Here is a 23,337-nt window from a genome sequence, read left to right as displayed (position 1 = left end):
CACAGCCTGCCAGGTTTTTCAGCGGGGCCGAGCGCGCACCCATCGCGTGAGGACGGTTCCGTCGTCGTCGGTCAGCAGATGCGCTCTCGCCATAGGTGTTCGAACGGTCTGCGGGGAGACCGCAATTCGACCCGTCGTACCGCTGACGAGCAGGGGCGATGTGGTGATGCACAGTTCGTCTACGGCGTCGTCCGCCACAAGTTGCCCGAACAGCGACGGCCCGCCTTCGCAGAGAATTCGATCGAGTCCGAGACCTTCGAGGGTCGTCAGTATCGCCTCGGTGCTCACCTGATCGGTGCCGATTTCCAACACCTCGGCTCCCGCTGCGGTCAACTGCGCTTTGCGTTCGGCAGGCGCGTCGCTACAGGTCAGGATGATCGGGGCGACGCTGGTGTCGGTCAGTAGCCGTGACGTCGGGTCGATGTGAGCGCCGGCGGAGACGATCGCGACCGGCGGAACTGCTGCAAGGCCGCGATCCAGGCGCCACTCGCGGCGGGCCTCGTTGGTCCGTGCCCCGCCGTAGTCTTCGGCTCGCGCAGTCCCGGCACCGACGAGGATGACGTCCGCCAGTTCGCGCAGAACTCCGAATACCTGCTTGTCGGAAGGTGTTCCGAGGCCGGTCGACGACCCGTCGAGATGGGCTGCGCCGTCGATCGTCGAAATGAAGTTGACCCGCAACCACGGTGCCGCGAGTTCTTCGGGGTAGGCGTAGAGGTCGCGAAGTTCGTCGAGACCGAGTGTCGTCGTGGTGTTGGAACCTGTGACCTGGGTCGCATTGTGGATATGCTGCACACAACAGATAAGAGCACGTCGTTAGGGTTGCGCGCATGCCCGAACGTCTCGTCGATCGCAGTCCGGTGGTTCCGGCTGACCAACTGGTCGCACAAATGGTCCCGCCGCCCATGTTCGACGATGTCAGTTTCGCGTCCTACATCCCCAATCCGAACGAGCCGACGCAGAAGGCAGCGGTCGAGAAGGCCGCAGAGTTCGCGAAGACGATCCCGGGGATCCGGTCGGGCGGCAAGCGGGGACTGTTCGGCAAGAAGCCCCAGCCGACCGGTGCCGGTCTCTACCTCGACGGTGGTTTCGGCGTCGGCAAGACCCACTTGCTCGCATCGATCTATCACGCTGCGCCGGAACCGAAATCGTTCGGCACGTTCGTCGAATTGACCCACGTCGTCGGGGCGCTCGGATTCAACCGAGCGGTCGAGGAACTGTCGTCCAACAGTCTGCTGTGCATCGACGAGTTCGAACTCGACGATCCAGGCGACACGATGCTCGTGTCGCGGTTGCTGACCGAACTCTCAACCCGTGGCGTCTCGATCGTCGCTACCTCGAACACACTTCCCGGACAGCTCGGCGAGGGTCGATTCGCGGCACAGGATTTTCTGCGTGAGATCAAGAAGCTCGGCTCGATCTTCGAATCGGTGCGGGTCGACGGACCCGACTATCGGCACCGCGATCTGCCCCCCGCACCGGAGCCGGTGACCGGCGAGGTACTGATCGAACGGGCGAATGCATTACCGGGAGCGACGCTCGACGACTTCGACGCGTTGTGCCGCCACCTCAGCAAACTGCACCCGTCGCGCTACGGAAAGCTTGTGAAGGGGGTGTCGTCGGTGTTCATCGACAATGTGCACCCGGTCGACGATCAGGCGGTCGCGCTGCGTTTCGTCGTCCTCGCGGACCGTCTGTACGACGCGAGCATCCCGGTGACGGTGTCCGGCGCGAAGCTCGACCAGATTTTCACGCAGGAGATGCTCGACGGCGGCTACCGCAAGAAGTATCTGCGCGCGACGTCACGATTGCTTGCCCTGTCGCGCTTTTCGGTAGCGACCGGTTAGCCCGATCGGCTGGGTCGGGCGGCTGGTTCGGTCAGTTGGATCGAACGCTGCATGACGAAGTCGTGGTGTAGCTGCGTTCCGACGCGGAACGTTTTGGTGCCGACCGTCTCGAACCCGTTTTTTGTGTAGAAGCGTTGCGCGCGTTGATTGTGTTGGTTCACGCCGAGCCACACGCCCGTGTAGCTGTTGGCCCGGGCGAATTCGACGGCGGCATCCATCAGCGCTGTCGAGACTCCTGTCCCGTGCTGGCCGGGGAGGACGTACATCTTGCTGATTTCGAGGATCGGTCGCAGGGTGACCACCTTCGCGACTTCCGCATCTTCGGGCGGGCCGTCGAGAAGCATGGCGTAGCCGACGATCTTGCCGCCCTTCGTCGCTTTGAGGACGGTGCGCAGCGGATCGGACAGGTATTCGCCGAATCGCTCGTAGCTCAACACCTCGTCGATGAATACTTCGATGTCTTCGGGACTAGCGTTCGGCGGACATGCAAGCGGGAACGTTGCTGCCGCAACATCACTGAGCGCTTCCGCGTCCCAGAGACCCGCCCGGCTGACGTCGACGGCAACCATGGTCATGTGACTAGTAGAACACGCAACAGTCGAGAACTGCGATATCTCCACGTTCGCCGTCGAGTGCCGAACCGCACGGGTTTCCCGCACACGATTGCGGTCTATTCGCCGCCTGCTGTCCAGGTCAGGCGCAGGTGCGGCGGGCGCGCACGTGGGGATTGCCCGATGTTGGCGAGCCGTGCGGCTGATCGATGTCCTTCTGCTCGGTGGCGCGGCCGTCCTAGAGTTGACCGGGTGACGACGATTACAAAGGGTGGCAACGTACCGCTTCCAGCCGCAGCAGGGCGGGTCCGCGTCGAGGTCGGTTGGTCGGGCGGTCCGAATCTGGATGCTGCTGCGCTCCTGCTGACCTCGGCCGGGAAAGTCCGCTCGGACGCGGACATGGTCTTCTACAACCAGCCGACGTCTGCGGAGGGCAGCGTTCGGCATCTCGGCAAATCCGGTACCAGGGATGCGGTCGCGGCCGACCTCGCCGCGTTGCCACCAACCATCGAGACGATCGCGGTGACAGCGTCGGCCGACGGTGCGCCCTTCAGCCAGGTCATCGGGCTGTCGGTGCAGGTCATCGACGAGGCAAGCGGTGCCGTCGTTGCGAGATTCGACGTCCCTCCCGCAGGCACCGAGACCGCCTTCGTTCTCGGCGAGCTCTACAAACGCAACAACGCGTGGAAGTTCCGTGCGGTCGGGCAGGGCTGGGCGTCCGGATTGGCAGGGCTTGCACAGGATTACGGGATTTCGGTCGACGACGATCCCGCCCCGGCCGTTCAAACGCCGCAGCCAGTGCATACGCCGCCGCCCGCTGCTCCCGCACCCACTGCTCCCGCACCTACTGCCCCCGCGTCCGCAGGTAACTCGTCGATCAACATGAACAAGGGCGTTCGGCTGGAGAAGCAGCTACGAGGCCAGCCGCCCACGATGGTCAAGCTGGTGAAGAAGGCAGGCATCTCGCTCGAGAAGAAGGGGCTGTCCGACCACAGGGCTCGCGTTGCGCTGTGCCTGGACATCTCGGCCTCGATGACCAACCTGTACAGGTCGGGCAAAGTCCAGGAATTGTGCGAGCGGGTACTCGGTCTTGCCGTGCAGTTCGACGACGACGGCGCGTGCGACGTATTCACCTTCGGCACAGGGGGATACGAGGAGGGTCCGCTCGATCTGCGCAACTATGGCGGTTGGGTTCAGAACCTGGTCGGCAGGCGTCGACTCGAGGGCGGCACGAACTACAACCGAGCAATGGAGGCGGTGCGGCAGTTCTACTTCCCCGAAAGCAAGGGTGGACCGCGCAACAGTCCACGGTTCGATCAGCTGCCCGTCTACGTCATGTTCGTGACCGACGGGCAGACCACCGATCAGGACGGGACGCGCAATCAGGTCACCTGGTCGTCCTACGAGCCGCTCTTCTGGCAGTTCATGGGACTCGGCCAGTCCAGCCGCAATGTGACGCCGGATCCGAACTACGACCAGACGAAGCATGCCGTTCCCGAGTTCGGCGGACAGCCTGCCCAACAGGGCGCGCCGGTGGGCTATCCGGGTCAGCCGGGGTATCCGCCTGCGCAGCAGGGCTATCCGGGCCAACCGCCGCAGGGTCAGCCTCCGGCGGATCCGCCGAAGAAGCGTCGAGGTCTCTTCGGCGGCGGCGGTGGCGGTACCGGAGGCGGTTTCGCGGCACGGCTTGCCGCGATGGCGACGGGCGATTTCAAGTTCCTGGAAGAACTCGACAACCTACCTGGCAGGTATCTCGACAACGCGAACTTCTTCTCGGTTGCCGATCCCGGCGCGTTGCCCGACGGTCAGTTGTACGACCTGATGATGGACGAGTACCCGGGTTGGGTTGCGCAAGCGCGACAGCAGGGCTTGCTGCCGCCACACTGACCGGTCCTGCGGTGGTTCAGTTCTCCACGACGTTCTTGATCCGGGTCAATGTCGTCCGCATGCCCTCACGGTTGGTTTTTCCGCGAGTCCAGCCGAACAGGGTCCAGTAGATCCGCAGTGGCAGAGCCGAGCCGATCTCGAAAGATTCGGTCACGTCGGTGCCGTCACCGCTCGGCTCGAACTGGTAGCGCCACGTATTCACCGGCATGCCGTTCGGGCCGAGGACGGTGAACGCGAACTCTCGACCCGGCTCGCACGCGATGATGCGGCACGTCGTCCAGTAGACGGGTCCGACGCCGTTTCGCTTGACGTGACCGCGAAACTTGACCCCGATCGCGGGTCCGGTAGCGCCGCCGAGCCATTCGGCCTCGAATGTTTCGGGGGAGAACTCGCCGGTCCTGGTGATATCGGCGACGAGGTCCCACACGGTCTCGGGTGGAACGGCCATGTGCACTGTCACGGAATTGCTCATGGGTCGACGCTACGACCGAGCCGTCGCGCAGATGCAGCCGGGTTGGGCGTGGATTCGTGGCGTCACCTCGGTCGCCATCGTTTCCACGTCGCTGTCGCGGCGGCACGGACTTTGCCGTCCCAGACCAATTCGACGTCGGCGAGAATCGTCGGCTCGGTGGCCTCGGTGATGGTTGCGCGCAGTTCGACCTCCTCGGTCAGCGAGCATGGCCTCAGGTACTTCACGTCGAGGCCGGCAGTCAGGTACGACAGTGCGGCGTCGCCGAGCGGATGCCAGCCCTGGCGGTCCGCTTCTGCCATAACCGCTGCGGCGCTGTGGCAATCGAGGATCGTGCAGATGATGCCGCCGTTGAGGTAGCCGATGCCGTTGTCGTGTTCGGGCCAGGGTCGGAAGGTGCCCGTGACGACGCCGTCGCCGGGAAAACTGTTGAGTTGCAGACCTTTCGGGTTCGCTGGACCGCAGCCGAAACAGGTTGTCTTGGGGTAAAGCCGCTGCTGGATGCTGACGGCGGCGTCGTGCGTCATGCTTGCTCCGTTGTTCGGGTTCTCGGGGTTCCCACTGGTGTACCGCATGTGGGTGCTACATCCCAGCGAAACGGTGGTGCGGTCGACGCGCGTTAGGCTGGGAATCGATGGTGTATCGGGAGTACAGGCCGCCCGCCGACCTGGTCGGCGTGGTGAGCTGTGTCTGGGAGCAGCTACCTGCCGAGGCCCACAGACAGCGTGTTGTGCCGGACGGCTGCCTGGATCTGACCTGGCTTGCCGATCGTGAGTTGGTGGTCGCGGGTGCGGACACTGCACCACGTCTCGCTGAACTCCCGGCCGATGTCTGCACGTCGGGAATCAGGATTACGCCCGGCGCCGGTGGCGCTGTCTTCGGTGTCCCCGCCGACGAATTGCGCGATCGGCAAGTCGACGCACATGCGCTGTGGGGCTCCGCGGCAGATCGTCTTGCCGCTGGATTGGCAGACGCGTCGCGGGCGGAACGGCTCACGCTCCTCGCCGGTGCCGTCACGGCACGAACGACACCGAACAATTCGTTGCCTCTCGAAGGGGTCCGTGTTCGCTGGACTGACGATCGGAGGGAGCGCAGCGACTGGAGGAGGAGGGAAGCGAGCACGATGAAGGCCCCTGAGAGACGCGAGCGGAGCGAGCTGCTGCCACCGGTTGGGCGCGCTCTCCGGTCCGTTGGCAGACAGAGCGCACGCCGCTGGCTACGCGAGCCAAGCGCACATGACCGAAGAAGTACGCAGGCTCACCGGTCGGAGTCCTGTCCGATTTCTGAAAGACCTTGTCTGACCCGCTGCGTAGCGTGACGGGAATGACGATCGATGTTGTTGCCGCCGAACGGTTTGTTCATGCGAACGCGCGCGTACTCGACAGACACAGGCTCGCGGCACTGCGTGGTCGACCGGCCGACCCGGTCCTGACCGCGTTGCGCGCGTATCGCAACTCCGACGGCGGCTTCGGACACGCCCTCGAGCCCGACGTCCGGACCCCGGACAGCGAGACGACGTGTGCGCTGCACGCGCTCGAAGTGCTGGCAGAGGTAGGAGCACTCGGCGACGATATGGTCGCACCGACGGTGGACTGGCTTGCCGCCAACGATGTCGATGGGGGAGTGCCGTTCGTTCTGCCCGGCGCTGCTGCCTATCCACACGGGCCGTGGATGGTTCCTACACCTGGCGGCTCGCATTTGACGTTCGGAATTGTCGGCGTCCTCGCCGCTGCCGATCTCGAACATCCGTGGATCGCTCGGGCGACCGAATGGTGTTGGGACAAGCTGGAGCGGCCGGACGAGTTGAACGCCTACTGGGTGAAGTACGCGCTTGTGTTCCTCGACGCGGTTGTTGACACTGCCCGCGCGGCTGCCGTCATCGACGGGTTCCGACCCTTACTCGACGAACAGGGGTCGGTGCCCGTGCCCGGTGGCACTGCCGACGAGCGGTTGACGGCGTTGACGCTGTCGCCACATCCCGGTTCGCGAAGCCGCGCCCTGTTCACCGACGATCAGCTGGAGGTCGACCTCGATCGTATGGCACGAGGTCAGCACGAGGACGGCGGCTGGACGTTCGATTGGCTCGGCTGGTCGCCGGGGCAATCGGCGGAGTGGCGAGGAATCGTGACCCTGCGAGCGTTGAGTGCGTTGTCGCTCAACGGTCGGATCTCAGTGTGAAGATAGCCGTGTGAATCAGGGTTCTTCCCCATGTACTCCGATGCCGAAGACTGGCTACCCTGAGTTCATGAGCAACGGCAGTTCGAAAGTCGCAAGTAGACGCGTGCTCGCGAAAATACTGGTGGCCGGTGCAGTCGTCACTACGCCGTCCGCTGTTCTTGCTTCGTCTGCCAATGCCGAGCCGGCGCCGGGGATCGACCAGCACGAACGCGATCGGGAAACCTACCGCGAACGCCAGGAGCGTAAAGAGAAACTGGTCGATCCGAGTCACGCGAACAACCGTTACTACTACCGACTCGATATTCCGTTGTGTCAGATGCTGTTCGAGCAGGAGAACTGGACGCGGCTCGAGGAGATCTGCCGCTGACGCCGATCAGGCCGGTCGCGCCAAGTCGATTGTCCAGTAGGAGTTCGAGTTCGATCCCGAGACGACGGCAATCCCGACGTCGGTGAACTTGCAGTTCAGGATGCTTTTGTTTTCGGAGTTCACGAATGCACCCACCACATCGGCGGAGGTTGCTGCGGGCGGCGTCATCAGGACGAGCTCGCCAACCGAGCTAGCTTCGTAGCCTGCATCTTTGATGCGGGTAGCCGGCGTCGACTTTCCCGAGCCGGCGCTGGTTGCGCGCTTGGTCCGCGCCATGTCTCCGCTGTGCGCCTCTGCCGCGCTGGTCAGCGCGCTGTTCAAGGCCAGTGAAGGGCAGCCGACCTTGTTGCGTGCAGCATTCATGGCGCCGACCGCGGCGTTGGGATCGAGCGGAGCCGCCGAAGACGGGGCCGCCAGCACTACGCTGCCTGCCGTAAGACCGATTGCCGAGACAGTCAAGGTCGCACCGCGGAGCCACGATGTCCGCGTCGAACGGCTGATCCGAGTGCTGGCTGACGTGTTGCTCCTACGATTCATAGGGGCAGACTAGCGGTCCAAAGCAACAGGCGCAGGTCGAGGTCTGTCGCCGCTGCCTGGTCAGTGCCGTTCGAGGTAGTTCGGTGAGCAGATTCTCGGCGTCGACGGGTGTGGCGAGCCGATTCGTAAAGACTCAGCAAAGTTGGGGGTTTGCCCCTATGTACTCCTGGGCGGCCTGCTGATAGACCTAAAGGACCAAGGGCCGCATCAGGATTCGGCTTGCCAACGCCTACATCAGGAGTGCGTTTCATGTTCAATACGAAGTCGAGCAAAGGTAAAGGACATCTCGTTGCGAAAGCGTGTGTTGTCGGCGCACTCGCAGTTGTTCCACTCGCGGTTGTCGCGGTGCCCGCGAACGCCTCGCCGGCCCCGGGAATTGTGCAGGTGGACAGGGATCGGCACCACAATCACCACGGCGATCGAGACCGGAACCACAACGACGATTTCTACCGTTTCCGGCTCGACAACAATCCCTACTGCTACTTGCTCTTCCAGCAGGGAAACTGGCATCTGTTCAACGCGGTCTGCCGCTAGCACCGCATAGCGGTCTCCGAAACGTCCCGATCGACGGCGTGCGAAGCGCTACGCTCCTGATCCGTCGGCGGGACAAAGGAGAAACATGAAGTTTTGCGTTGCGGTGGCAGCGGGGTTCGTGGCCAGCGCGGCAATTCTGGTTGGTTGCGGCGAAAACGTCGAGGGCACAGCGACAGCGGGAGACGAGACGTCGGCAACTGCTGAGCGCACAACCGAAGCCCCTACCCGGACGTCGTCGCCTCGCACGTCGACGCCGCGGTCGTCCACCTCATCTCCGGCGCCGTTCACCATCGGTGCGCTCGAGACGAAACTCGCAAGCAACGTCGACGCACTGTCGGTGGCATGCACAGGCCCCGCCGCACCGGAGTCCGGAGACCAATTCGACTGCGTCGCAGTCATCGCCGAAGGTGATCTCCCGATCACGGTGACCCTCACCGATGCCGCCGGGCAGAAGTACGCCTACGACGGCAAAGCCGATTTCGGCACGACGATCAAAAGCGTCTCCGGAAGCTTCACCCTGAAATAGCAGTTCCTGCGAGTTGCGCGTTGTCACAGCAGTCGGTTGGTCGGCGTCTTATGGTGCGACCGCCACAGTTGGGCGGCACCCATCGCAACTCCTGCCATCGCCGGGGGAGTTCGCCGACAGCTTTCAGGAGAGCCTCGTGAACATCGCGCTGTGGATCGTCGCCGGACTGCTGGCCATCGCTTACCTAGCTGGTGGCGGCGGCAAAGTTGTGCTCTCGAAAGAGAAGCTGGTTGCGTTGGGCCCCAGCGCCGAGTGGGCCGAAGACTTCAGTGCCGGAGGCGTCAAAGCGATTGGCGCACTCGAAGTACTGGCAGCCGTGGGGTTGATCCTGCCTGCCCTGCTCGACATCGCACCGGTGCTGGTGCCGCTGGCCGCGTCGGGTTTGGTGCTGATCATGATCGGCGCGACGATCACCCGCATTCGACGACACGAATACACGTTGATGGCGTTGGACTTGGTCTATCTCGCTCTCGCCGCGTTTGTGGCATGGGGTCGGTTCGGGCCCTACTCCTTCACCGAGTGAGATCGAGTCGCTCAGCTTGTAGCCCAGGTCGGGGCGATCTCGCGTCGGTAGCGGCGTCCCGCGATTCTGGTGAACAGGAAGATGACGGGCGGCGGTAGTTCCTTGCGGAGGCCGGCGATATCCGACGAATCGGCTCCGTCCTTGAGCCATTCGATGGTGTTGCCCATGGTCTTGAAGTGCGCCTTCTTGACCTGGCGGAGAGCCGTTTTCATCGGTGGCGCGTTTTTGTATGCCGCAGAGATCGGCTCGAGATCGCGTTCCTCGTGCGCGAGGTGGTCACCGAGCACCGTGCCGAGATGTGCGACCGCGTCGCGGGCGACCGTGGCGGTCGCGGTGGTCGGATCCAGCGGCAGTGCCGCCATTGCGCGGCTTGCGGCTCCGAGTGCGGCTCGCATCGCCTCGTGTTCGCCGTCGAGTTCTGCCACGACTCTGAGGTCGGCATCGGTCTGCTGCAGCGCCGGCCAGAAGTACTGCTCCTCGTAGTCGTGGTGGTGATGGATCTCGTCTTCCGCGAAATCCCATGCACGCTCGAGTTGGTCGGCCCGTTCTCGAGACCCGTCGGGGAACGTGTCGAGGGCGCCTACGAAGCGGGCGATAGTCCTCCTGAAGGCGGCGTGGACGATGGTGTTCATGGTCAGGTGTTCGGTCATGATCTTCTCCGCTCAGATGGTGGGTGTAGACGTCGTTGCCGTGACGCCGCAGGCAAAGTTGTAGGACGCGCGGACGATGGCCAGTGCGACGGCAACTTCGCTGTCGTCGCGCGGCGCGTAGAGCATCACGTTGGTGCGTGGCAGTCGGCCGGAGTGAACCAGAAAGTGGGGCTCGGTCCAGCCGGCCGCTTCGACCTCCGATACCAGGTCGAAAGGCAGTGTCAGGTGCAGGCTGTGGTCGCCTTTGGCGTGGCCGTGGCAGAACTCGCGGCCGACGAAGAAGGCTTCTGCCGGACCCGCAGGGAGATCGTCGGCGATAACGAGTGCTCGTGCGCCTTCGATGGATATCGCCGATGCGCCCTCGCGGACTCCGGGCCAGGATCCTGCCTCGTCGAGGACCGCGGTGAGGTACCGGTCGTCGGCGGGCTGCTGGTCGATCTGGCTGTGTGGAATCTGCGATGTCGTCGTCGGCGGCGGGCCGCCCCGGGGCGGCAGGGCCTCCATTGTCAGGCCCCGGTCCAGATCAGCTCGATGGCGATTCCGTCGGGATCGCGTAGCTGTACAAGTGCCAGCGGCATCGGCTCGTTCGCCTCGAACACCGGCTCGTGTTCGACGCCGAGGGCGTCGAGGTGTGCTGCCCATGCGCGCACTTCGTCGGCACTCGACACGGCAAGCGCGAAGTGATCCAAGCCGGTACGGGCAGGGTCGAACATCTTACGGTCGGCGTCATGGTGATGGTCGAGGCCGAGGAAGAAGGACGTGCCAGGTCGCGTCATGACAACCGCATAGCCGGTGTCGTTGTCGTGCTTCTCGACGAACGCTCGGACCAGGCCGAGTGTCTCGGCGTACCACGCCTCGCTGGCGTCGATATCGCGGACGGTGACGCCGAGGTGGTGGTAGCCGGCAAGTGGTGGTGCGTCGCTCATGGTCTTCCCTTTCCGATGGAACAATGGAATCCTGTAGTGGAACAACATTGTGGAATGTCATTACATAATCAGACAGTAGAATGGCATTACACAATCCGTCAAGAGGGTGAGGAAATCTCGTGGCAACCGGATCGCGGACGAAGAATCGCACCAGCAAGGCCGAGCAGGCGAGCGCGACTCGAAGCAAAATCGTCGTCGCCGCCACGGAGCTGTTTCTGCGCGACGGCTTCGTGACAACGACCATGGCCATGGTCGGCAAGGAAGCCGGCGTCGCAGTGCAGACGCTCTACCTGTCGTTCGGCAACAAGACAGCCATCCTGCAGGCCGCGTTCGACCAGGCCCTGAGAGGCGACGAGTCCGTCCAGGACCTGCACCAAACCGACTGGTTCGGCCACGTGCTGACCGATCCGGACGGTGCGGCGGCACTTCGCCTCTTCTGCGAACGATCTGCCGAGGTGATCGACCGAGCCGCACCACTTTTCGACGTGATGAGAGCTGCGGCCGCCGACCCTGAGGTCGGGGACTTGCTCGCGTACAACAAGAAGCTTCGCTACGACGGCTTTCGGCGCATCGTCGAAGCAATCGCCTCCCGCGACGGCTTCAACGCCGAGCTATCGGTCGAAGAGGCGCACGGAATTCTCTATACGGTGCTCAGCGAGGACGCGTACTTGCTGATGGTCACCGAGCACGGCTGGACCCGAGAACGTTGGCTGTCCTGGGTCACCGAGACCTGCCTGCAGCAATTCTTCCCCGATGGGGCCCGCTGACGACGCCGAAAACGCCGGAGCGAATGCCACATTGGTGCGCCAATGCGGGACCAGTGCCACATCCGCTCCGCTAAGAATCGGGCGTTTGGACGTCCGAAAGGTGGGTATTCAAGCGCAATCGACTCGCATCGACCACGGTTCGTCTGCAAGCAGTGGTCTAATGTGCGCACGATGTAAAAGTTCCAGCTGCCCCGGACCCTGGCGGCCCCGAAGATCTGTTGCCTCAGGCACACCACCTTCAGAGGGATCATGACGTTTCCAGTGGTTCGGGTTCGGTACGACGTCAGTGACGATCGTTGCGCGCCAGCGGTTTCAAGGACCTGACTATGTCCTTGTCCATCTCGACGACAACGACCGACACGGTGAATCTGATCGCGGTCGAAGGGGAACTCGACCTTGCCACGGTGGACCATATGGTCGCCGAACTCGGTCAGTGGGCTCGAAGAGGCAGACATCTCGTCCTGGACCTGTCGCGACTGACCTTCTGTGACGGGATCGGGTTGGCGGCATTTCAGGTCCTACACATGCACGCAACCCGGGCAGGCGGATCTCTGTATCTCATCGAAGTCCCGACAGATATCAGTCGGCTTATGCAGCGAGTGGGATTCGACCGTCTCGTTCCGGTGAGTGCGTCCCGAGCACCGTCCATCAGGCCGGGCAGACGCTGCCGCGTGGTAGCTCCGCCTGATCTCGACGTCGCCCGCGTGCGGCGCTGGTGCACAGATCGGGTTCCCGAGTACGTGCGCAGCGAATTCCGTATCAGCTGCGAAGTTGCAGACAGTTGTCTCACCATCCACGAGTGCTTCGGCCCGAACTGGTACCCGATGGCCTTTGCTCGGCTGCGCTACAACGGACTCAATGGCTTGTGGGTTTTGCAGTCGCGTGAGCGCGGACGCAATTTTCAGACCTGCGAATTCCTTTCGCCGAGTGCGCAAGTGCAAGATCTGCTCGACTATCTCGACACCGACGATTCGATCTTCTGGGGTTAGGGCTCATCCACGTCGAAAGCACAGTTGTTCAGGCAAATTCGGCCTCCGGAACCTGAACAGCCATGCACTCGATTCCTCGCTCGACTACCTACCGGTCTGCGAGTGATCGTGCGATGACGAGACGCTGAATCTGGTTGGTGCCCTCGAAGATCTGGGTGATCTTCGCTTCCCGCATGTATCGCTCGACGCGGAAGTCGCGCGTGTAGCCGTAGCCGCCGAGTACCTGCACTGCGTCGGTGGTGACCTTCATCGCGGCGTCGGTGGCGACGAGTTTGGCGACCGAGGCGTTGCGCGAGTAGGGGAGTCCCGCGTCGCGGCGTCGGGCGGCATCGAGATAGGTGGCGCGGGCCGAGTCGACGGCTGCGGCCATGTCGGCGAGGAGAAAACCGAGGCCCTGGTGGTCGATGATCTTGCGGCCGAACGCGGATCGTTCCTGCGCGTACGCAACGGCATCGTCGAGTGCGGCCTGAGCGAGACCGACCGCGACCGCGGCGATTCCAAGACGCCCGGAATCGAGTGCGCTGAAAGCGATTTGGAGTCCCTGGCCTTCGGCACCCACCAGCCGTTCGGTCGGTACGAATGCGTTGTCGTAGTAGGCCGCGGTCGTCGGGATGGCGTGCAGACCCATCTTTTCCTCGGGCTTGCCGAAGCTGAGGCCCTCGGTGTCCTTGGCGACCAAGAAGCAGGAGATGCCGCGCGACCCCTCGCCGGTGCGAGCGAAAAGGTTGTAGAAGTCGGCGACGCCACCGTGGGTGATCCACGCCTTGGATCCGGTGATGCGGTACCCGTTCTCGGTCGCGCTCGCTTTGCAGTTCAGCGCGGCGGCGTCGGAGCCCGCCTGCGGTTCGGAGAGGCTGTAGGCGCCGATCATGTTGCCGCCCAGCATGTCCGGTAACCATCGCTGCTTCTGTTCGTCGGTGCCGAAGATCATCATCGGATGGCAGGCAAGGGTGTGCACGCTCACCGCAACCGCGACTGCCGCCCAGCGCGCCGCAAGTTCCTCCAGGACCTGCAGGTACACCTCGTACGGCTGACCTCCGCCGCCGAACTCCTCCGGATAGGCCAAGCTCAACAGGCCAGCCTCGCCAAGTGTTGCGAAAACGCCCTCAGGGTAGGTTTCGGCCTTCTCGTGCGCGTCGACGATCGGGGTGAGTACCTTGTCGGCCACGTCACGCGTGAGTTGGATCAGTTCGTGGGCTTCGGGCGTGGGCAACAAGCGTTCGACGGCCAACTGAATACTCCTTCGAAGCTACTTGGAATGATACTGAGGTATCTTAAACAGTACTGTCAGCGAAGGAGTACTGCAAGTGACCGTTCAGTACCATTCCGGTGTGCCTCCGCGTCCCCCGCAGTTCACCACCCGTCGGCGTGCGGAACTGTTCGACAGGTTGGTCGAGTTGTTCCTGGCCGAGGGGTTTGCGCATCTGACTCTCGACGAGATCGCTTCTCGCTTGCGGTGTTCGAAGTCGACGCTTTACACCCTTGCCGGCAGCAAGGAGCAACTCGTCCAGGCTGCCACGGTGCATTTCTTCCGGAATGCGGCTGTCGCGGTCGAGGAGAAGATCGCTGACGTGACCGGACCACGGGAGCGGATCACTGCGTATCTGGCCGCGGTCGGCGTCGTCCTCGGTGATGCATCCGAACAGTTCATGGAGGACCTCGACGGCTTTCCGCCCGCACGCGAGGTCTACGAGCGAAACACCGAGATAGCGGCTGACCGGGTCAACGAGCTGATCACCGACGGGGTCGCCGGGGGAGTGTTCCGCGACGTTCATGCAGCGTTCGCCGCCGACCTGGCAGCAACGATGATGGTCAGAATCCAACAGCGCGCTGTGCACGCGAAGACAGGGCTGGACGACGCCCAGTCCTACCGTGAACTTGCAGCCATCCTCACTTCAGGAATCAGCGTGTGAGACAAGGCCGCTCGTTTCGCTACCGACAGTCAGACCGTCACGACTGCGATACCGGCGTCGGTGAAGGGACGTAACTGTTCGTCCGTTGCCGACGAGTCGGTGACCAATGTGACGCCGGGCGGCAGTGGTGCCCATGCGTGGAACGGTCGTTGGCCGAGCTTGGCTGCGTGTGCGAGTACGTAGACCTCGCCGGCGCGCTCGATCATCAGTTCCTTGAGCCGAGTCTGTTCCAGCTCGGCCTCACATATCCCGCGATCAGCGGTGACGGCGTCGGCGCCGAGAAAAGCGCGGTCGAAAGATACTCGTGCAAGCGAAGATTCGGCGAGTGGCCCGACGAAACCCTGGCTCAGATGCCGCAAGGTGCCGCCGAGACATTCGACTCGCACGTCGTTGGCGTCGGCAAGTTCTTCCAGAGCGGTCAGTCCGGCGGTGATGACGGTCAGCCGCGTTGCGTCGCGGAGAAACTCGCCCATTGCGCCGACGGTTGTGCCGGCGTCCAACAGGACGGTTTCGCCTGGAAGCACTTGGCTCGCTGCCCATTTCGCGATCGCCCGCTTGGCTTCGAAGCCTTCGAGTGCCCGCTGCCGGATCGACGACTCTGGGTGAGCGTCGAGCGCGATCGCGCCGCCGTAGGTTCGGGCGAGTAAACCCTCGGTCGTCAGTTGGCCAAGGTCGCGGCGGATTGTGGACGGCGTGACGCCGAACAGGACCGACAGATCCTCGACGCTCGCGAGACCGCTGGACTTCGCCAGCCGGACGATCTCTGCGCGCCGTGCCTGTGATTGTCGGACCGCCATCGCACCTCTCCTAGACTGCGGCCGTACTTGTGGCCAATTCGGCCGCCTGCCGCAGGGCCTCGACCATGCTACCGGCCTCGGCAATGCCCTTACCTGCAATGTCGAACGCTGTTCCGTGGTCGACCGACGTGCGGATCACCGGCAGTCCGACGGTGATGTTGACGCCCGCCTCGATGCCGAGCACTTTGACAGGTCCGTGTCCCTGGTCGTGGTACATCGCAACGATGAGGTCGTAGTCACCACGGCCGGCAAGGAAGAACGCGGTATCGGCAGGCAGCGGGCCGGTGACGTCCATACCTTCGGCGCGGAGCAATTCCACTGCAGGGACGATCTTCTGATCCTCTTCGCCGTATCCGAACAGACCGTTTTCGCCGGCGTGCGGGTTGATTCCACACACGCCGATCTTGGGGCTCGAGTTGCCCGATCGTACGAGCGCGTCGTGGCCGCGGCGGATCGTCCGCTCGACGAGTCCTGGCTCGATCTTGGCGACAGCGTCGAGCAGTCCGATGTGTGTGGTCACGTGGATGACCTTCAGCTTCGGCGTCGACAACATCATCGACACCTCCTCGGTACCGATCAGGTGCGCAAGTAACTCGGTGTGGCCGGGGAAGATATGTCCCGCGGCGTGCAGCGCTTCTTTGTTCAGGGGGGCGGTGCAGATTGCCTGCACATCACCTGCGACGGCCAGTTCGCTTGCGACACGGATGTATTCGTACGCTGCGTGTCCCGCGACGGCAGATAATTCACCCCAGGCGAGATCCTCGGGGAGCAGGTCGAGATCGACGACATTGATCCGTCCCGCGACGAACTCTGCGTCCGACACCTTCTCCACAGTGACGATCTCGGGTTCGAGGCCGAGAACACCGGCGGCCCGCCGTAAGCGGGACGCATCGCCGATGACGATGGGGCGGCACCACGCTGCGACCCGAGGATCGAGCACCGCAGGCACGATGACCTCCGGGCCGATGCCGGCGCCGTCGCCCATCGTCAGTGCTACGTACGGAAGGTTCTCTGTCATGGGATGCGCCTTACTGTTGGGTCGAAGGTATGCCGCGATCGCCGAAAGCGAGCGGTGGTCACCGAAACTGCCCGGGCGCGTCACCACTGTGCGGCCGCCTGGGGTCACGGACACGATTGCGCCCGGCGCAATCTCGTGCACTGGTTCGAGTCGAGCCACGCCGAGCCGATCGAGCACGGTGCGTGCGGTCTCGCCGCCTGTCAGCACCAGATTCGTGGAGTCGTCGATGAGTCGTGCTGCGACGTCTGCGAGTGCGCACACCAACCGGTGCGAGTTCTCTGGGTCCACTGTCCCGGCGATCGCAAGTGCAAACACATCGTCGGGTGCCGACACGCTCGCTCGACCGGCCAGAAGCTCGGCCGGATCGAGTCGCACCACGGGTATGGAATCGGCCTCGAGCTCGCGTAATTGAGGTGCGGCGTTGGAATCGGCGGTGCCGACGACGAGCACCGTGCGTGCCGACTCAGCGACAGGATACGAAACAGGGAAGCCCGGATACAGCCGCGCGACCGCTTTGGTCAGCGCACCGGTTCCGACAAGAATGGTGTCCGCGGACGACTGTGCAACAACGGCATCCAGGTCGGCGTCGGACGTGATGTCGACAATCCGAACTCCAGCGAGGCCTCCTACCGCCGCGGCGATGCTCTGCGGAGCCGACGCGGTCTCGGCCGCCCATAGCTCTGTCTCGTGCAGTGGTGTGTCGTTTACATGCACAACGCCATCGATGACATGCCGTCCGAGTGCAGGATTGCCAGCGGCAATGACGACGGGTCGGCCGGTGGCTGCCGCGGCGCGAATCGTAGCGGCGATGTTGCCGCGCAGTAGTGAATCGATCTTGACGAGTACTCGCATCGCGGCTGCACTCGAAAGGGCCTCCGATACAACGTTTTCCGCATCTGCGGAACGAAGCCGGCGGGTGTGCAGATCGACGACGGTCACGCCGAGGGTCGGGGCGGAGAGGGTCAACTGCACTTCGACGCCGAGGTCGCGGCCCAGGAATGCGGATGCAACTTCGGCCGCACCGGACAGATCGTCGGCCAGCACAAGCAGGGACTGCTCGATGTCGGCGAACGCTGCGGTGCTCATGTTCGGTCTCCTCCGAAAAGCTGCGTGTTGTGTGCGTTTACACTAGCAGAAATGCGCAGTTCGCGCAGAATATTCACAATGACGATCCGGCGCACTGCACCAACGCCTGGCCTGTGATGCTGCGTGCGCTCGGACTCAGCAGGAAAGCCACCGTTCCGGCGATCTCCTCCGGCTCGATGAACCGGCCGAGCGGTGGCATTGTCGGCGGGGTTGCGCTTCGAGCCGGATCGGACAACATCGGAGTCGAAGTAGGGCCGGGGGCAACGACATTGACGGTGATTGCGCGGTCCATAAGTTCCAGCGCCCACGATCGGGCCATGGCAAATTGAGCTGCCTTCGTCGCGGTGTACTGGCTCTTCCCCGCTACGCCCGTCATCGTCCGGGATCCGATCAACACGATGCGTCCACCGTCGACGACGTCATCGATCAAGGTATCGACAAGTTGCTCGGCGGCTGCGACATGGACCTCCCACATCGCGTGACTGTCCGTCGTCGACAGGTCCCCGAGTCGGGCAGATCGCTGTAGGCCTGCTGCGTGCACGATCGCATCGATCGGGCCGAGGTCGGATACTGCATGCCGTAGGTTGGCCAGGTCGCTCAGATCGCATTCGATCCACGAGAACGTCGCGTCCTCGAATTCTGGTTTTCGCCGCGACAGCCCCGTCACCAGCCACCCGTCGTCGAGTAGCCGACGCGCCGTCGCTGCTCCGATTCCGGAGCTGACGCCGGTGATCACCGCACGTGGCCGGCTCACGATGTCGGGCCGTTCGACAACCAGGACCGATCGACGCGCACGTACTCGATTGCCTGGCGGAATCGGGTGAAGGCGATGTGCAGTGCACCGTCCGACGAGCCGATGATGCTGGGGTACGAGTACTCCCGATTCAGGCCGTCGCGGGAATTATTGGTGAGGCAGTATCCGTCGCCGACCTCGAGATCGCGCTGGACAGGCCAGGTCAGCCCGCCGTCGGAGGAGACTGCCAACGTCATCGGTGCCCGGGGTGCACCCCAGAAAGCGGCTCGGCTGTCGCCGTCGTCGATCGGCGTCGGACTTTCGATATCTGCACCGTCTATCGAACCGTTGTCCGCAAGCCCGTCGTCGTCGATCTCGTCGTAGAGCGACGTCCGGCGTGCCGTGGCGTCCGCGGCACTGGAGTTGTTGAATACCAAGGCAAGTCGGTCATCGGGCAAGACCACGAACTGGATCGACGAGTTGTTGTTCGGCAACTCGGTCGCGACGGGTGCCGACCAGGTGTCGCCGTCGTCGGTGGACACACTTCGATAGATGTGATCGGCCCACCGGCTGCGGTACAGGGCGACCAGTGTGCCGTCCGACAACCGACCGATGTTCATGTGGACGCATCCGAGGCTGTCCGGGACGACAACCTCACGCCAATGCTCACCGCGGTCGTCGGAGATCATCACACCGCTGTAGTCACGATCGCCGACCCACTTGCGACCAGGTACGCGAACGCAATGGAAGACGGGTAGCAACAGCCGCCCGGACGGCAGCACCGCAAGCGGTTGTCGGACGAAGACGCCGCCGGAAGCTGTCTCCGGAATCAGCGTGTGCGGTTGGCCCCATGATCGCCCACCGTCGACGGAGATGCGGCGCAGGACCCGGGCGGTGTCCTGATTTCCTGCGTGCTGGGAAGTCCACAGCAGCCATACCGTTCGGTCGTCGACTACGTGCAGCACGGGATTCTGTTCGGACCTGGTCGAGTCGTCGGACAATTGGACGGGTGCCGACCAGACAGCGGAGTCCGGCGCCAAGGTCGACAGCCAGACGCTGATGTCTGGAACGCCCTCCTGGGTGCCCGAGAACCATACGCAGGCAAGCGAATTGTCCGGAAGCAGAGCAAGGTTCGCGGCGTGATTCTGCACTTGCGGCGCGGGAAGAAGCGCGTCGGATCGTCCGCTTTCGTTGCTGGAACGTAGGACGCCATCGGTGTTGCCGACAGTGGTCAGTGTTCGTTCGGTCATCGGTGCTCCGGATTCGTCGGCTGTGCTGGTCATACCTTCAGCGTCGCTGCGCTGAGGTCGTAAGAATTGGTTGGTCGTAGGCCGACGTCGCCGATCCTGCTCCTGCGGGCGAGCACGACTCTGGGAACGAACGACCACATGCTCGGACAGGTTTCCCAGATCATCCGCTGCGCCTCGGCAAGCAAGGTCGCCCGTCGCGCGGGATCGGCATCCTCCGACGCCCGGGTGATGACGTCGGTGATATCGGGAAAGATGTAGCCGTGGTAGGTGTCTCGCGTGGCCTCCTTCTCGGGGGTCCCTGCATACATGCCCTGCAGGATGGTGACACCGAGACCGGTAGGTCCTGGAAAGCCGTTTCCGAGGACATCCCAATCGCCGCCACGCCCCTGTCGCCAGGTGGAGATGTCGCCTCCTGGCTCGAACTGCTGCAGCGTCGGACGAACGCCGACAGCGGAAAGCATCTGTACGACGGCTTCCATGATGTCGGTATCGGCTACGAATTCGCCTGTCTCCCAAATGATTTTGAGATCGAGATTGCGTACGCCCAGAGCGTCGAGTTCGGCGCGGGCGCGGGCAGGATCGTAGATGTATTCACCGGTCTCGATCGCGCCGTCGAGAGTGATCGGGATGACCCCCTTGGACGCTGTTGCCGAGCCCTGCATCACCTCGTCGATCAGCGACTTGCCATCGATGGCATACGTGAGTGCCCGACGAACTCGAGGGTCGGCCAGCGGGTGGCCGGCAGGTTTGCGGAAGTTGAAGAACAATTGATTGAGCCGGACGCCGTCGACACGGTCGATGGTGACGCCGGACAACCCGGATAGTTGATCGGCGGAATCGGGGGAGATGGAGTCGATGACGTCGACCTCACCACTGCGTAGTGAGACAACGCGATTCGACTCGTCCGGGACGAAGCGCACCTGTACCGAATCGATGTTCGGCGGCGCGCCCCAGTAGTTGGTGTTCTTCTCGAGGGTGTAGTCGCCGGTTCCGCGGTTGCTCGCGGTCACGATGTACGGACCCGACCCGACGCCGGACTGCAGCTCTTCCGGGAGGTTGTCCGCGGCCGGTGTGATCAGGATGTTGGACATCAAGTAGTCGAGCACAGGGACCGGCCGAACCGTATCGAGAGTAAAACTCGATTCGTCGATCTGCTTCACCGTCGGCCACTCCGGGAAGAAGGCGCCGACGAAGGAGCCGTTCACCTCGCTGTACATCTGTAATGCGGTGGCCACATCCTGTATCTGGACCGGGCGCCCGTCGGAGTAGACGATTCCGGGGCGGAGGTGGACGTACCACTGCGTGGGGTTGACGAGCTCGAACCGGTCCGCGAGAACAAGTTTCGGCTTCAGATTCTGATCGAGCGTTACCAGGGACTGGCGCACGGCGCGCTGCACAGTCAGTGCGGCGTCGAACTGGTTGAGCTTGTTGTCCAGACTCACCAGCGAGCGGTTGAGCGCGAGGCTGACCGTCCGCGGGCCGGGTGTTCCCGTCGGTGTAGCGCATCCCACGACGGAGCCGAGGGTCAGCCCGGCACCGAGAAAAAAGCCCGAGCGGAGCAGTGCTCGTCTCGAAAGCTGATGCTGTAGAGGAGATCTGGTCATCGTCGACCTCTCGAAGAAGTAGTGACGTCGAAAGCTGGGCAGCTCGGACACCGGTCGAAGGACTTGGCGACTGTGATCACGGGCACAGTGAACAGAATACGCAGAACTGCATGTAATGCGCAATATTGGGACAGCACTTGCGTGAAACGCGCAGAAATGGCATTGTGAGCTGAGTTACACCGAACGCCGCGATCAGCGGCCCGATCAACACCGGACGAATGGTGCACGGATGACACAGCAACTCGCGGAGCCAGCGCCGACAGACGCGACCCGCACTGCGCCCGTCGGCAAGAAGGCCGCACGACGGGCGGCGATGCCCCGGTACATCGTGAAACGACTCGCACAGAGCCTCTTCACCGTATTCCTCACGCTCAGTACCGTTTTCGTGCTGATCCGCATGGCACCTGGCGACCCGGCGTATGCGATGGCCGGTCCACTGGCCACCTCGGAGGACCTTGCGCGCATTCGGACGGACATGGGCTTGGATCAATCCGTCTTCACGCAGTACCTGCTCTACCTCAAGGGTCTCGTGCAGCTCGATTTCGGTACGTCGTATTCGTTCCGAGCGCCGGCGCTCGATGTTGTGCTCGGTCGGCTGCCGTACACGATCACGCTCGCGGTGGCGGCCATAGTCCTGACTACCCTGCTCGCGATTCCCCTCGGCGTCTGGATGGCCCGACACGCAGACACCCGTCGCGAACTCGGAGCCAACGTCGTGACGATCGCTGGACAGTCGATGCCCGACTTCTGGACCGGGTTGATGCTGCTCACCGTCTTTGCCGTGGTATTCCCGATCCTCCCGTCCGCTGGATTCACCCAGTGGTCGTCGCTGGTACTGCCCGCTGTGACGGTGGCTGTCCTACAGATTGCGCTGATTTCCCGGATGGTTCGACGCGAGATGGTCAATTCGTTCACCTCGCCGTACATGACCGTTGCCCGTGCTCGAGGCGTATCGCAACGCGAACTCACCTGGCGGTACGCGATGCGCAACTCGGCGATCCCGGTGTTGACCGCACTCGGAACCAGGTTCGCCTCGATGCTCAACGGCGTCGTCGTGGTGGAGGTCGTGTTCGCGTGGCCGGGCGTCGGATCGCTGGTCGTGCGGGCGCTCGAAACACGCGACTACCCACTCATCCAGGCGACGGTTCTCGTGACCGCTGTGCTCGCAATCCTCGTCCAGCTTCTCGTCGATCTGTGTTACCCGCTCCTGGACCCGCGGGTGCGGCTCGGAAAGGGTACGAACTGATGACCACCGTCGCCGAACGCACAGGGCCCGTGCGCCCAAGTGCAGTCACTACCAAGGACATCGCACGCGCCGGTGCGACGCGTCGCGCTCGCGACAGTCGCCTCAAGATCTGGGTCGGCGCCATCTGCGCACTCGCGGTGATACTTCCTGTCGCCTTTGCACGAGTATTGCCGCTGCCGTCGCCCGATGCCACCGATCTTGGAAAGCGTCGCCTCCCGCCGTTGACCGCAGGGCATCTGTTCGGCACCGATCAACTCGGACGTGACCTGCTGGCACGCGTCCTGTACGGCGGCCAGGTGTCACTCACCATCGGTGTGCTTGCCATCGTCGTGTCCGGTCTGATCGGACTGCTGCTCGGTTCGCTGGCCGGCTACCTAGGCGGCTGGGTCGACACCGCTGTCAGCCGACTTCTCGAAGCTCAACTCTCGCTGCCGCTGCTGATGATGTTGCTGTTGGTCGTAGCCTTGTTCGGTCCGTCGATTCCGGTCATCACGTTTGTCATCGCGATAGCCCAATGGCCTGAAATTGCGCGTCTCACAAGGTCTCTGGTGCTGGTCGAGCGGGAGAAGCCGTACATCGCCGCCGCCCGTGTGCTCGGACTCGGTAAATTCGCGATCCTGCTTCGCCACGTTCTACCCAACGTCATCAAAGCTGCGTCACTGGTCGTCCTCCTGCTGCTCGCCCAAGCTGTCCTGCTCGAGAGTGCACTGAGCTACCTCGGAGCAGGGCCGCAGCGGCCGTTCGCAACCTGGGGTCGCATCATCGCCGACGGCCAGGACTACATCACCACCTCCTGGTGGTTGGTCACGCTGCCCGGTCTCGTGATCGTGCTGATGGTGGTCGGTGTGAACCTGCTCGGTGACGGTCTGCGCGACCGGCCGGCGGGCTCGGGTGCGCGTGGCTTCCTTATGCGATTCCGCCCGAACAGAACTGGAGCGTGAC

At 63.4% G+C, this 23,337-nt stretch carries 27 protein-coding genes; 13 read left to right on the top strand and 14 right to left on the bottom strand.

The window, feature by feature from the left end; translation table 11 throughout:
• Positions 1-18: 18 nt before the first annotated feature.
• Positions 19-792 (bottom strand): pyrimidine reductase family protein, encoded by a 774-nt coding sequence (locus tag JGU71_RS20965; protein WP_199706242.1) that lies wholly within the window; start codon positions 790-792, stop codon positions 19-21.
• A gap of 35 nt (positions 793-827) precedes the next feature.
• Here JGU71_RS20965 and zapE point away from each other — a divergent pair, with 35 nt between their 5' ends.
• A complete protein-coding gene (gene zapE, locus JGU71_RS20960) occupies positions 828-1,844 on the top strand; it encodes a cell division protein ZapE (protein WP_199706241.1) in 1,017 nt (338 codons plus the stop codon).
• Here zapE and JGU71_RS20955 read toward each other — a convergent pair.
• Positions 1,841-2,419, bottom strand: coding sequence for a GNAT family N-acetyltransferase (locus JGU71_RS20955; RefSeq protein ID WP_199706240.1), 579 nt, complete (start codon positions 2,417-2,419; stop codon positions 1,841-1,843). The two genes, zapE and JGU71_RS20955, sit on opposite strands and share 4 nt — an antisense overlap.
• Positions 2,420-2,647: 228 nt before the next feature.
• Between JGU71_RS20955 and JGU71_RS20950 the strand changes: the two genes are divergently transcribed.
• A complete protein-coding gene (locus JGU71_RS20950; protein WP_307829747.1) occupies positions 2,648-4,282 on the top strand; it encodes a VWA domain-containing protein in 1,635 nt (544 codons plus the stop codon).
• A gap of 16 nt (positions 4,283-4,298) precedes the next feature.
• Here JGU71_RS20950 and JGU71_RS20945 read toward each other — a convergent pair whose 3' ends face one another.
• Entirely contained in the window at positions 4,299-4,754 is a 456-nt protein-coding gene (locus JGU71_RS20945) for an SRPBCC family protein (RefSeq protein ID WP_199706238.1), read from the bottom strand.
• 62 nt (positions 4,755-4,816) lie between these two features.
• Positions 4,817-5,278 carry a PaaI family thioesterase gene (locus JGU71_RS20940; protein ID WP_199706237.1) on the bottom strand — a complete coding sequence of 154 codons (462 nt, stop codon included), beginning with the start codon at positions 5,276-5,278 and terminating at the stop codon, positions 4,817-4,819.
• A gap of 107 nt (positions 5,279-5,385) precedes the next feature.
• Between JGU71_RS20940 and JGU71_RS30615 the strand changes: the two genes are divergently transcribed.
• The 3 genes from JGU71_RS30615 to JGU71_RS20925 all read left to right on the top strand — a co-directional run bounded on the left by JGU71_RS30615 (position 5,386) and on the right by JGU71_RS20925 (position 7,296).
• Positions 5,386-6,069 (top strand): DUF6597 domain-containing transcriptional factor, encoded by a 684-nt coding sequence (locus JGU71_RS30615; protein ID WP_372433209.1) that lies wholly within the window; start codon positions 5,386-5,388, stop codon positions 6,067-6,069.
• Between the two features lie 5 nt (positions 6,070-6,074).
• The gene (locus tag JGU71_RS20930) at positions 6,075-6,929 is read left to right on the top strand and encodes a prenyltransferase/squalene oxidase repeat-containing protein (protein WP_199706235.1); all 855 of its coding nucleotides are present in this window, start codon (positions 6,075-6,077) and stop codon (positions 6,927-6,929) included.
• Positions 6,930-6,996: 67 nt separating this feature from the next.
• Entirely contained in the window at positions 6,997-7,296 is a 300-nt protein-coding gene (locus tag JGU71_RS20925; RefSeq protein ID WP_199706234.1) for a hypothetical protein, read from the top strand.
• Between the two features lie 6 nt (positions 7,297-7,302).
• Here the strand turns inward: JGU71_RS20925 and JGU71_RS20920 are convergent, their stop codons facing one another.
• Positions 7,303-7,833, bottom strand: coding sequence for a CAP domain-containing protein (locus tag JGU71_RS20920; protein WP_199706233.1), 531 nt, complete (start codon positions 7,831-7,833; stop codon positions 7,303-7,305).
• Between the two features lie 249 nt (positions 7,834-8,082).
• On the opposite strand from JGU71_RS20920, the gene JGU71_RS20915 reads away from it, so the two are divergent.
• From JGU71_RS20915 to JGU71_RS20905, 3 genes are all read left to right on the top strand, one after another.
• A complete protein-coding gene (locus tag JGU71_RS20915; protein ID WP_199706232.1) occupies positions 8,083-8,367 on the top strand; it encodes a hypothetical protein in 285 nt (94 codons plus the stop codon).
• 85 nt (positions 8,368-8,452) lie between these two features.
• Positions 8,453-8,893 (top strand): hypothetical protein, encoded by a 441-nt coding sequence (locus JGU71_RS20910; RefSeq protein ID WP_199706231.1) that lies wholly within the window; start codon positions 8,453-8,455, stop codon positions 8,891-8,893.
• A gap of 136 nt (positions 8,894-9,029) precedes the next feature.
• Positions 9,030-9,416: a DoxX family protein gene (locus JGU71_RS20905; protein ID WP_199706230.1), complete on the top strand. Its 387-nt coding sequence runs from the start codon at positions 9,030-9,032 to the stop codon at positions 9,414-9,416.
• Between the two features lie 11 nt (positions 9,417-9,427).
• Here JGU71_RS20905 and JGU71_RS20900 read toward each other — a convergent pair whose 3' ends face one another.
• Genes JGU71_RS20900 through JGU71_RS20890 form a run of 3 tightly spaced genes read right to left on the bottom strand, consistent with a single transcriptional unit; the run spans position 9,428 to position 10,992 of the window.
• Complete coding sequence (locus JGU71_RS20900; RefSeq protein ID WP_199706229.1) at positions 9,428-10,066, bottom strand: hemerythrin domain-containing protein; 639 nt, start codon at positions 10,064-10,066, stop codon at positions 9,428-9,430.
• Positions 10,067-10,078: 12 nt separating this feature from the next.
• Positions 10,079-10,570 carry a luciferase domain-containing protein gene (locus JGU71_RS20895; RefSeq protein WP_199706228.1) on the bottom strand — a complete coding sequence of 164 codons (492 nt, stop codon included), beginning with the start codon at positions 10,568-10,570 and terminating at the stop codon, positions 10,079-10,081.
• A gap of 2 nt (positions 10,571-10,572) precedes the next feature.
• Positions 10,573-10,992: a VOC family protein gene (locus JGU71_RS20890; RefSeq protein ID WP_199706227.1), complete on the bottom strand. Its 420-nt coding sequence runs from the start codon at positions 10,990-10,992 to the stop codon at positions 10,573-10,575.
• Positions 10,993-11,111: 119 nt separating this feature from the next.
• Between JGU71_RS20890 and JGU71_RS20885 the strand changes: the two genes are divergently transcribed.
• Together JGU71_RS20885 and JGU71_RS20880 are read left to right on the top strand one after the other, a co-directional pair.
• The gene (locus tag JGU71_RS20885) at positions 11,112-11,759 is read left to right on the top strand and encodes a TetR/AcrR family transcriptional regulator (protein ID WP_199706226.1); all 648 of its coding nucleotides are present in this window, start codon (positions 11,112-11,114) and stop codon (positions 11,757-11,759) included.
• A gap of 326 nt (positions 11,760-12,085) precedes the next feature.
• Entirely contained in the window at positions 12,086-12,748 is a 663-nt protein-coding gene (locus tag JGU71_RS20880; protein ID WP_199706225.1) for an STAS domain-containing protein, read from the top strand.
• 88 nt (positions 12,749-12,836) lie between these two features.
• Here JGU71_RS20880 and JGU71_RS20875 read toward each other — a convergent pair whose 3' ends face one another.
• Positions 12,837-13,979, bottom strand: a complete 1,143-nt coding sequence (locus tag JGU71_RS20875) for an acyl-CoA dehydrogenase family protein (RefSeq protein ID WP_199706224.1) — start codon at positions 13,977-13,979, stop codon at positions 12,837-12,839.
• 76 nt (positions 13,980-14,055) lie between these two features.
• Here JGU71_RS20875 and JGU71_RS20870 point away from each other — a divergent pair, with 76 nt between their 5' ends.
• Positions 14,056-14,661: a TetR/AcrR family transcriptional regulator gene (locus JGU71_RS20870; RefSeq protein WP_307829746.1), complete on the top strand. Its 606-nt coding sequence runs from the start codon at positions 14,056-14,058 to the stop codon at positions 14,659-14,661.
• Positions 14,662-14,690: 29 nt separating this feature from the next.
• Here JGU71_RS20870 and JGU71_RS20865 read toward each other — a convergent pair whose 3' ends face one another.
• The 5 genes from JGU71_RS20865 to JGU71_RS20845 all read right to left on the bottom strand — a co-directional run bounded on the left by JGU71_RS20865 (position 14,691) and on the right by JGU71_RS20845 (position 21,149).
• Positions 14,691-15,458 (bottom strand): DeoR/GlpR family DNA-binding transcription regulator, encoded by a 768-nt coding sequence (locus tag JGU71_RS20865; protein WP_199706223.1) that lies wholly within the window; start codon positions 15,456-15,458, stop codon positions 14,691-14,693.
• A 10-nt stretch (positions 15,459-15,468) separates the two neighbouring features.
• Entirely contained in the window at positions 15,469-17,562 is a 2,094-nt protein-coding gene (pdxA, locus tag JGU71_RS20860; RefSeq protein ID WP_199706222.1) for a 4-hydroxythreonine-4-phosphate dehydrogenase PdxA, read from the bottom strand.
• Positions 17,563-17,635: 73 nt separating this feature from the next.
• Positions 17,636-18,316, bottom strand: coding sequence for an SDR family NAD(P)-dependent oxidoreductase (locus JGU71_RS20855; RefSeq protein ID WP_307829745.1), 681 nt, complete (start codon positions 18,314-18,316; stop codon positions 17,636-17,638).
• A complete protein-coding gene (locus tag JGU71_RS20850) occupies positions 18,313-19,578 on the bottom strand; it encodes a sialidase family protein (protein ID WP_233529848.1) in 1,266 nt (421 codons plus the stop codon). The genes JGU71_RS20855 and JGU71_RS20850 overlap by 4 nt, the downstream gene beginning before the upstream one ends.
• Positions 19,575-21,149: an ABC transporter substrate-binding protein gene (locus tag JGU71_RS20845; protein ID WP_199706221.1), complete on the bottom strand. Its 1,575-nt coding sequence runs from the start codon at positions 21,147-21,149 to the stop codon at positions 19,575-19,577. Before JGU71_RS20845 ends, JGU71_RS20850 begins: the two co-directional genes overlap by 4 nt.
• 313 nt (positions 21,150-21,462) lie before the next feature.
• On the opposite strand from JGU71_RS20845, the gene JGU71_RS20840 reads away from it, so the two are divergent.
• Positions 21,463-22,395 (top strand): ABC transporter permease, encoded by a 933-nt coding sequence (locus JGU71_RS20840; protein ID WP_199706504.1) that lies wholly within the window; start codon positions 21,463-21,465, stop codon positions 22,393-22,395.
• Positions 22,395-23,336, top strand: a complete 942-nt coding sequence (locus JGU71_RS20835) for an ABC transporter permease (RefSeq protein WP_199706220.1) — start codon at positions 22,395-22,397, stop codon at positions 23,334-23,336. The genes JGU71_RS20840 and JGU71_RS20835 overlap by 1 nt, the downstream gene beginning before the upstream one ends.
• Position 23,337: the final 1 nt, after the last annotated feature.

The organism is Antrihabitans stalagmiti (assembly GCF_016482825.1).
Classification (GTDB): domain Bacteria; phylum Actinomycetota; class Actinomycetes; order Mycobacteriales; family Mycobacteriaceae; genus Antrihabitans; species Antrihabitans stalagmiti.
Note: the sequence above shows the minus strand (reverse complement) of the source record. Positions and strands in the feature narration are given on the sequence as shown.

Excerpts from the sequence above, each read along its gene's own strand:
- zapE (WP_199706241.1), top strand. The coding sequence starts at position 828 with ATGCCCGAACGTCTCGTCGATCGCAGTCCGGTGGTTCCGGCTGACCAA.
- JGU71_RS20955 (WP_199706240.1), bottom strand. The coding sequence starts at position 2,419 with ATGACCATGGTTGCCGTCGACGTCAGCCGGGCGGGTCTCTGGGACGCG.
- JGU71_RS20945 (WP_199706238.1), bottom strand. The coding sequence starts at position 4,754 with ATGAGCAATTCCGTGACAGTGCACATGGCCGTTCCACCCGAGACCGTG.
- JGU71_RS20940 (WP_199706237.1), bottom strand. The coding sequence starts at position 5,278 with ATGACGCACGACGCCGCCGTCAGCATCCAGCAGCGGCTTTACCCCAAG.
- JGU71_RS30615 (WP_372433209.1), top strand. The coding sequence starts at position 5,386 with ATGGTGTATCGGGAGTACAGGCCGCCCGCCGACCTGGTCGGCGTGGTG.
- JGU71_RS20930 (WP_199706235.1), top strand. The coding sequence starts at position 6,075 with ATGACGATCGATGTTGTTGCCGCCGAACGGTTTGTTCATGCGAACGCG.
- JGU71_RS20925 (WP_199706234.1), top strand. The coding sequence starts at position 6,997 with ATGAGCAACGGCAGTTCGAAAGTCGCAAGTAGACGCGTGCTCGCGAAA.
- JGU71_RS20920 (WP_199706233.1), bottom strand. The coding sequence starts at position 7,833 with ATGAATCGTAGGAGCAACACGTCAGCCAGCACTCGGATCAGCCGTTCG.
- JGU71_RS20915 (WP_199706232.1), top strand. The coding sequence starts at position 8,083 with ATGTTCAATACGAAGTCGAGCAAAGGTAAAGGACATCTCGTTGCGAAA.
- JGU71_RS20910 (WP_199706231.1), top strand. The coding sequence starts at position 8,453 with ATGAAGTTTTGCGTTGCGGTGGCAGCGGGGTTCGTGGCCAGCGCGGCA.
- JGU71_RS20900 (WP_199706229.1), bottom strand. The coding sequence starts at position 10,066 with ATGACCGAACACCTGACCATGAACACCATCGTCCACGCCGCCTTCAGG.
- JGU71_RS20895 (WP_199706228.1), bottom strand. The coding sequence starts at position 10,570 with ATGGAGGCCCTGCCGCCCCGGGGCGGCCCGCCGCCGACGACGACATCG.
- JGU71_RS20890 (WP_199706227.1), bottom strand. The coding sequence starts at position 10,992 with ATGAGCGACGCACCACCACTTGCCGGCTACCACCACCTCGGCGTCACC.
- JGU71_RS20880 (WP_199706225.1), top strand. The coding sequence starts at position 12,086 with ATGTCCTTGTCCATCTCGACGACAACGACCGACACGGTGAATCTGATC.
- JGU71_RS20865 (WP_199706223.1), bottom strand. The coding sequence starts at position 15,458 with ATGGCGGTCCGACAATCACAGGCACGGCGCGCAGAGATCGTCCGGCTG.
- pdxA (WP_199706222.1), bottom strand. The coding sequence starts at position 17,562 with ATGAGCACCGCAGCGTTCGCCGACATCGAGCAGTCCCTGCTTGTGCTG.
- JGU71_RS20850 (WP_233529848.1), bottom strand. The coding sequence starts at position 19,578 with ATGACCAGCACAGCCGACGAATCCGGAGCACCGATGACCGAACGAACA.
- JGU71_RS20845 (WP_199706221.1), bottom strand. The coding sequence starts at position 21,149 with ATGACCAGATCTCCTCTACAGCATCAGCTTTCGAGACGAGCACTGCTC.
- JGU71_RS20840 (WP_199706504.1), top strand. The coding sequence starts at position 21,463 with ATGCCCCGGTACATCGTGAAACGACTCGCACAGAGCCTCTTCACCGTA.
- JGU71_RS20835 (WP_199706220.1), top strand. The coding sequence starts at position 22,395 with ATGACCACCGTCGCCGAACGCACAGGGCCCGTGCGCCCAAGTGCAGTC.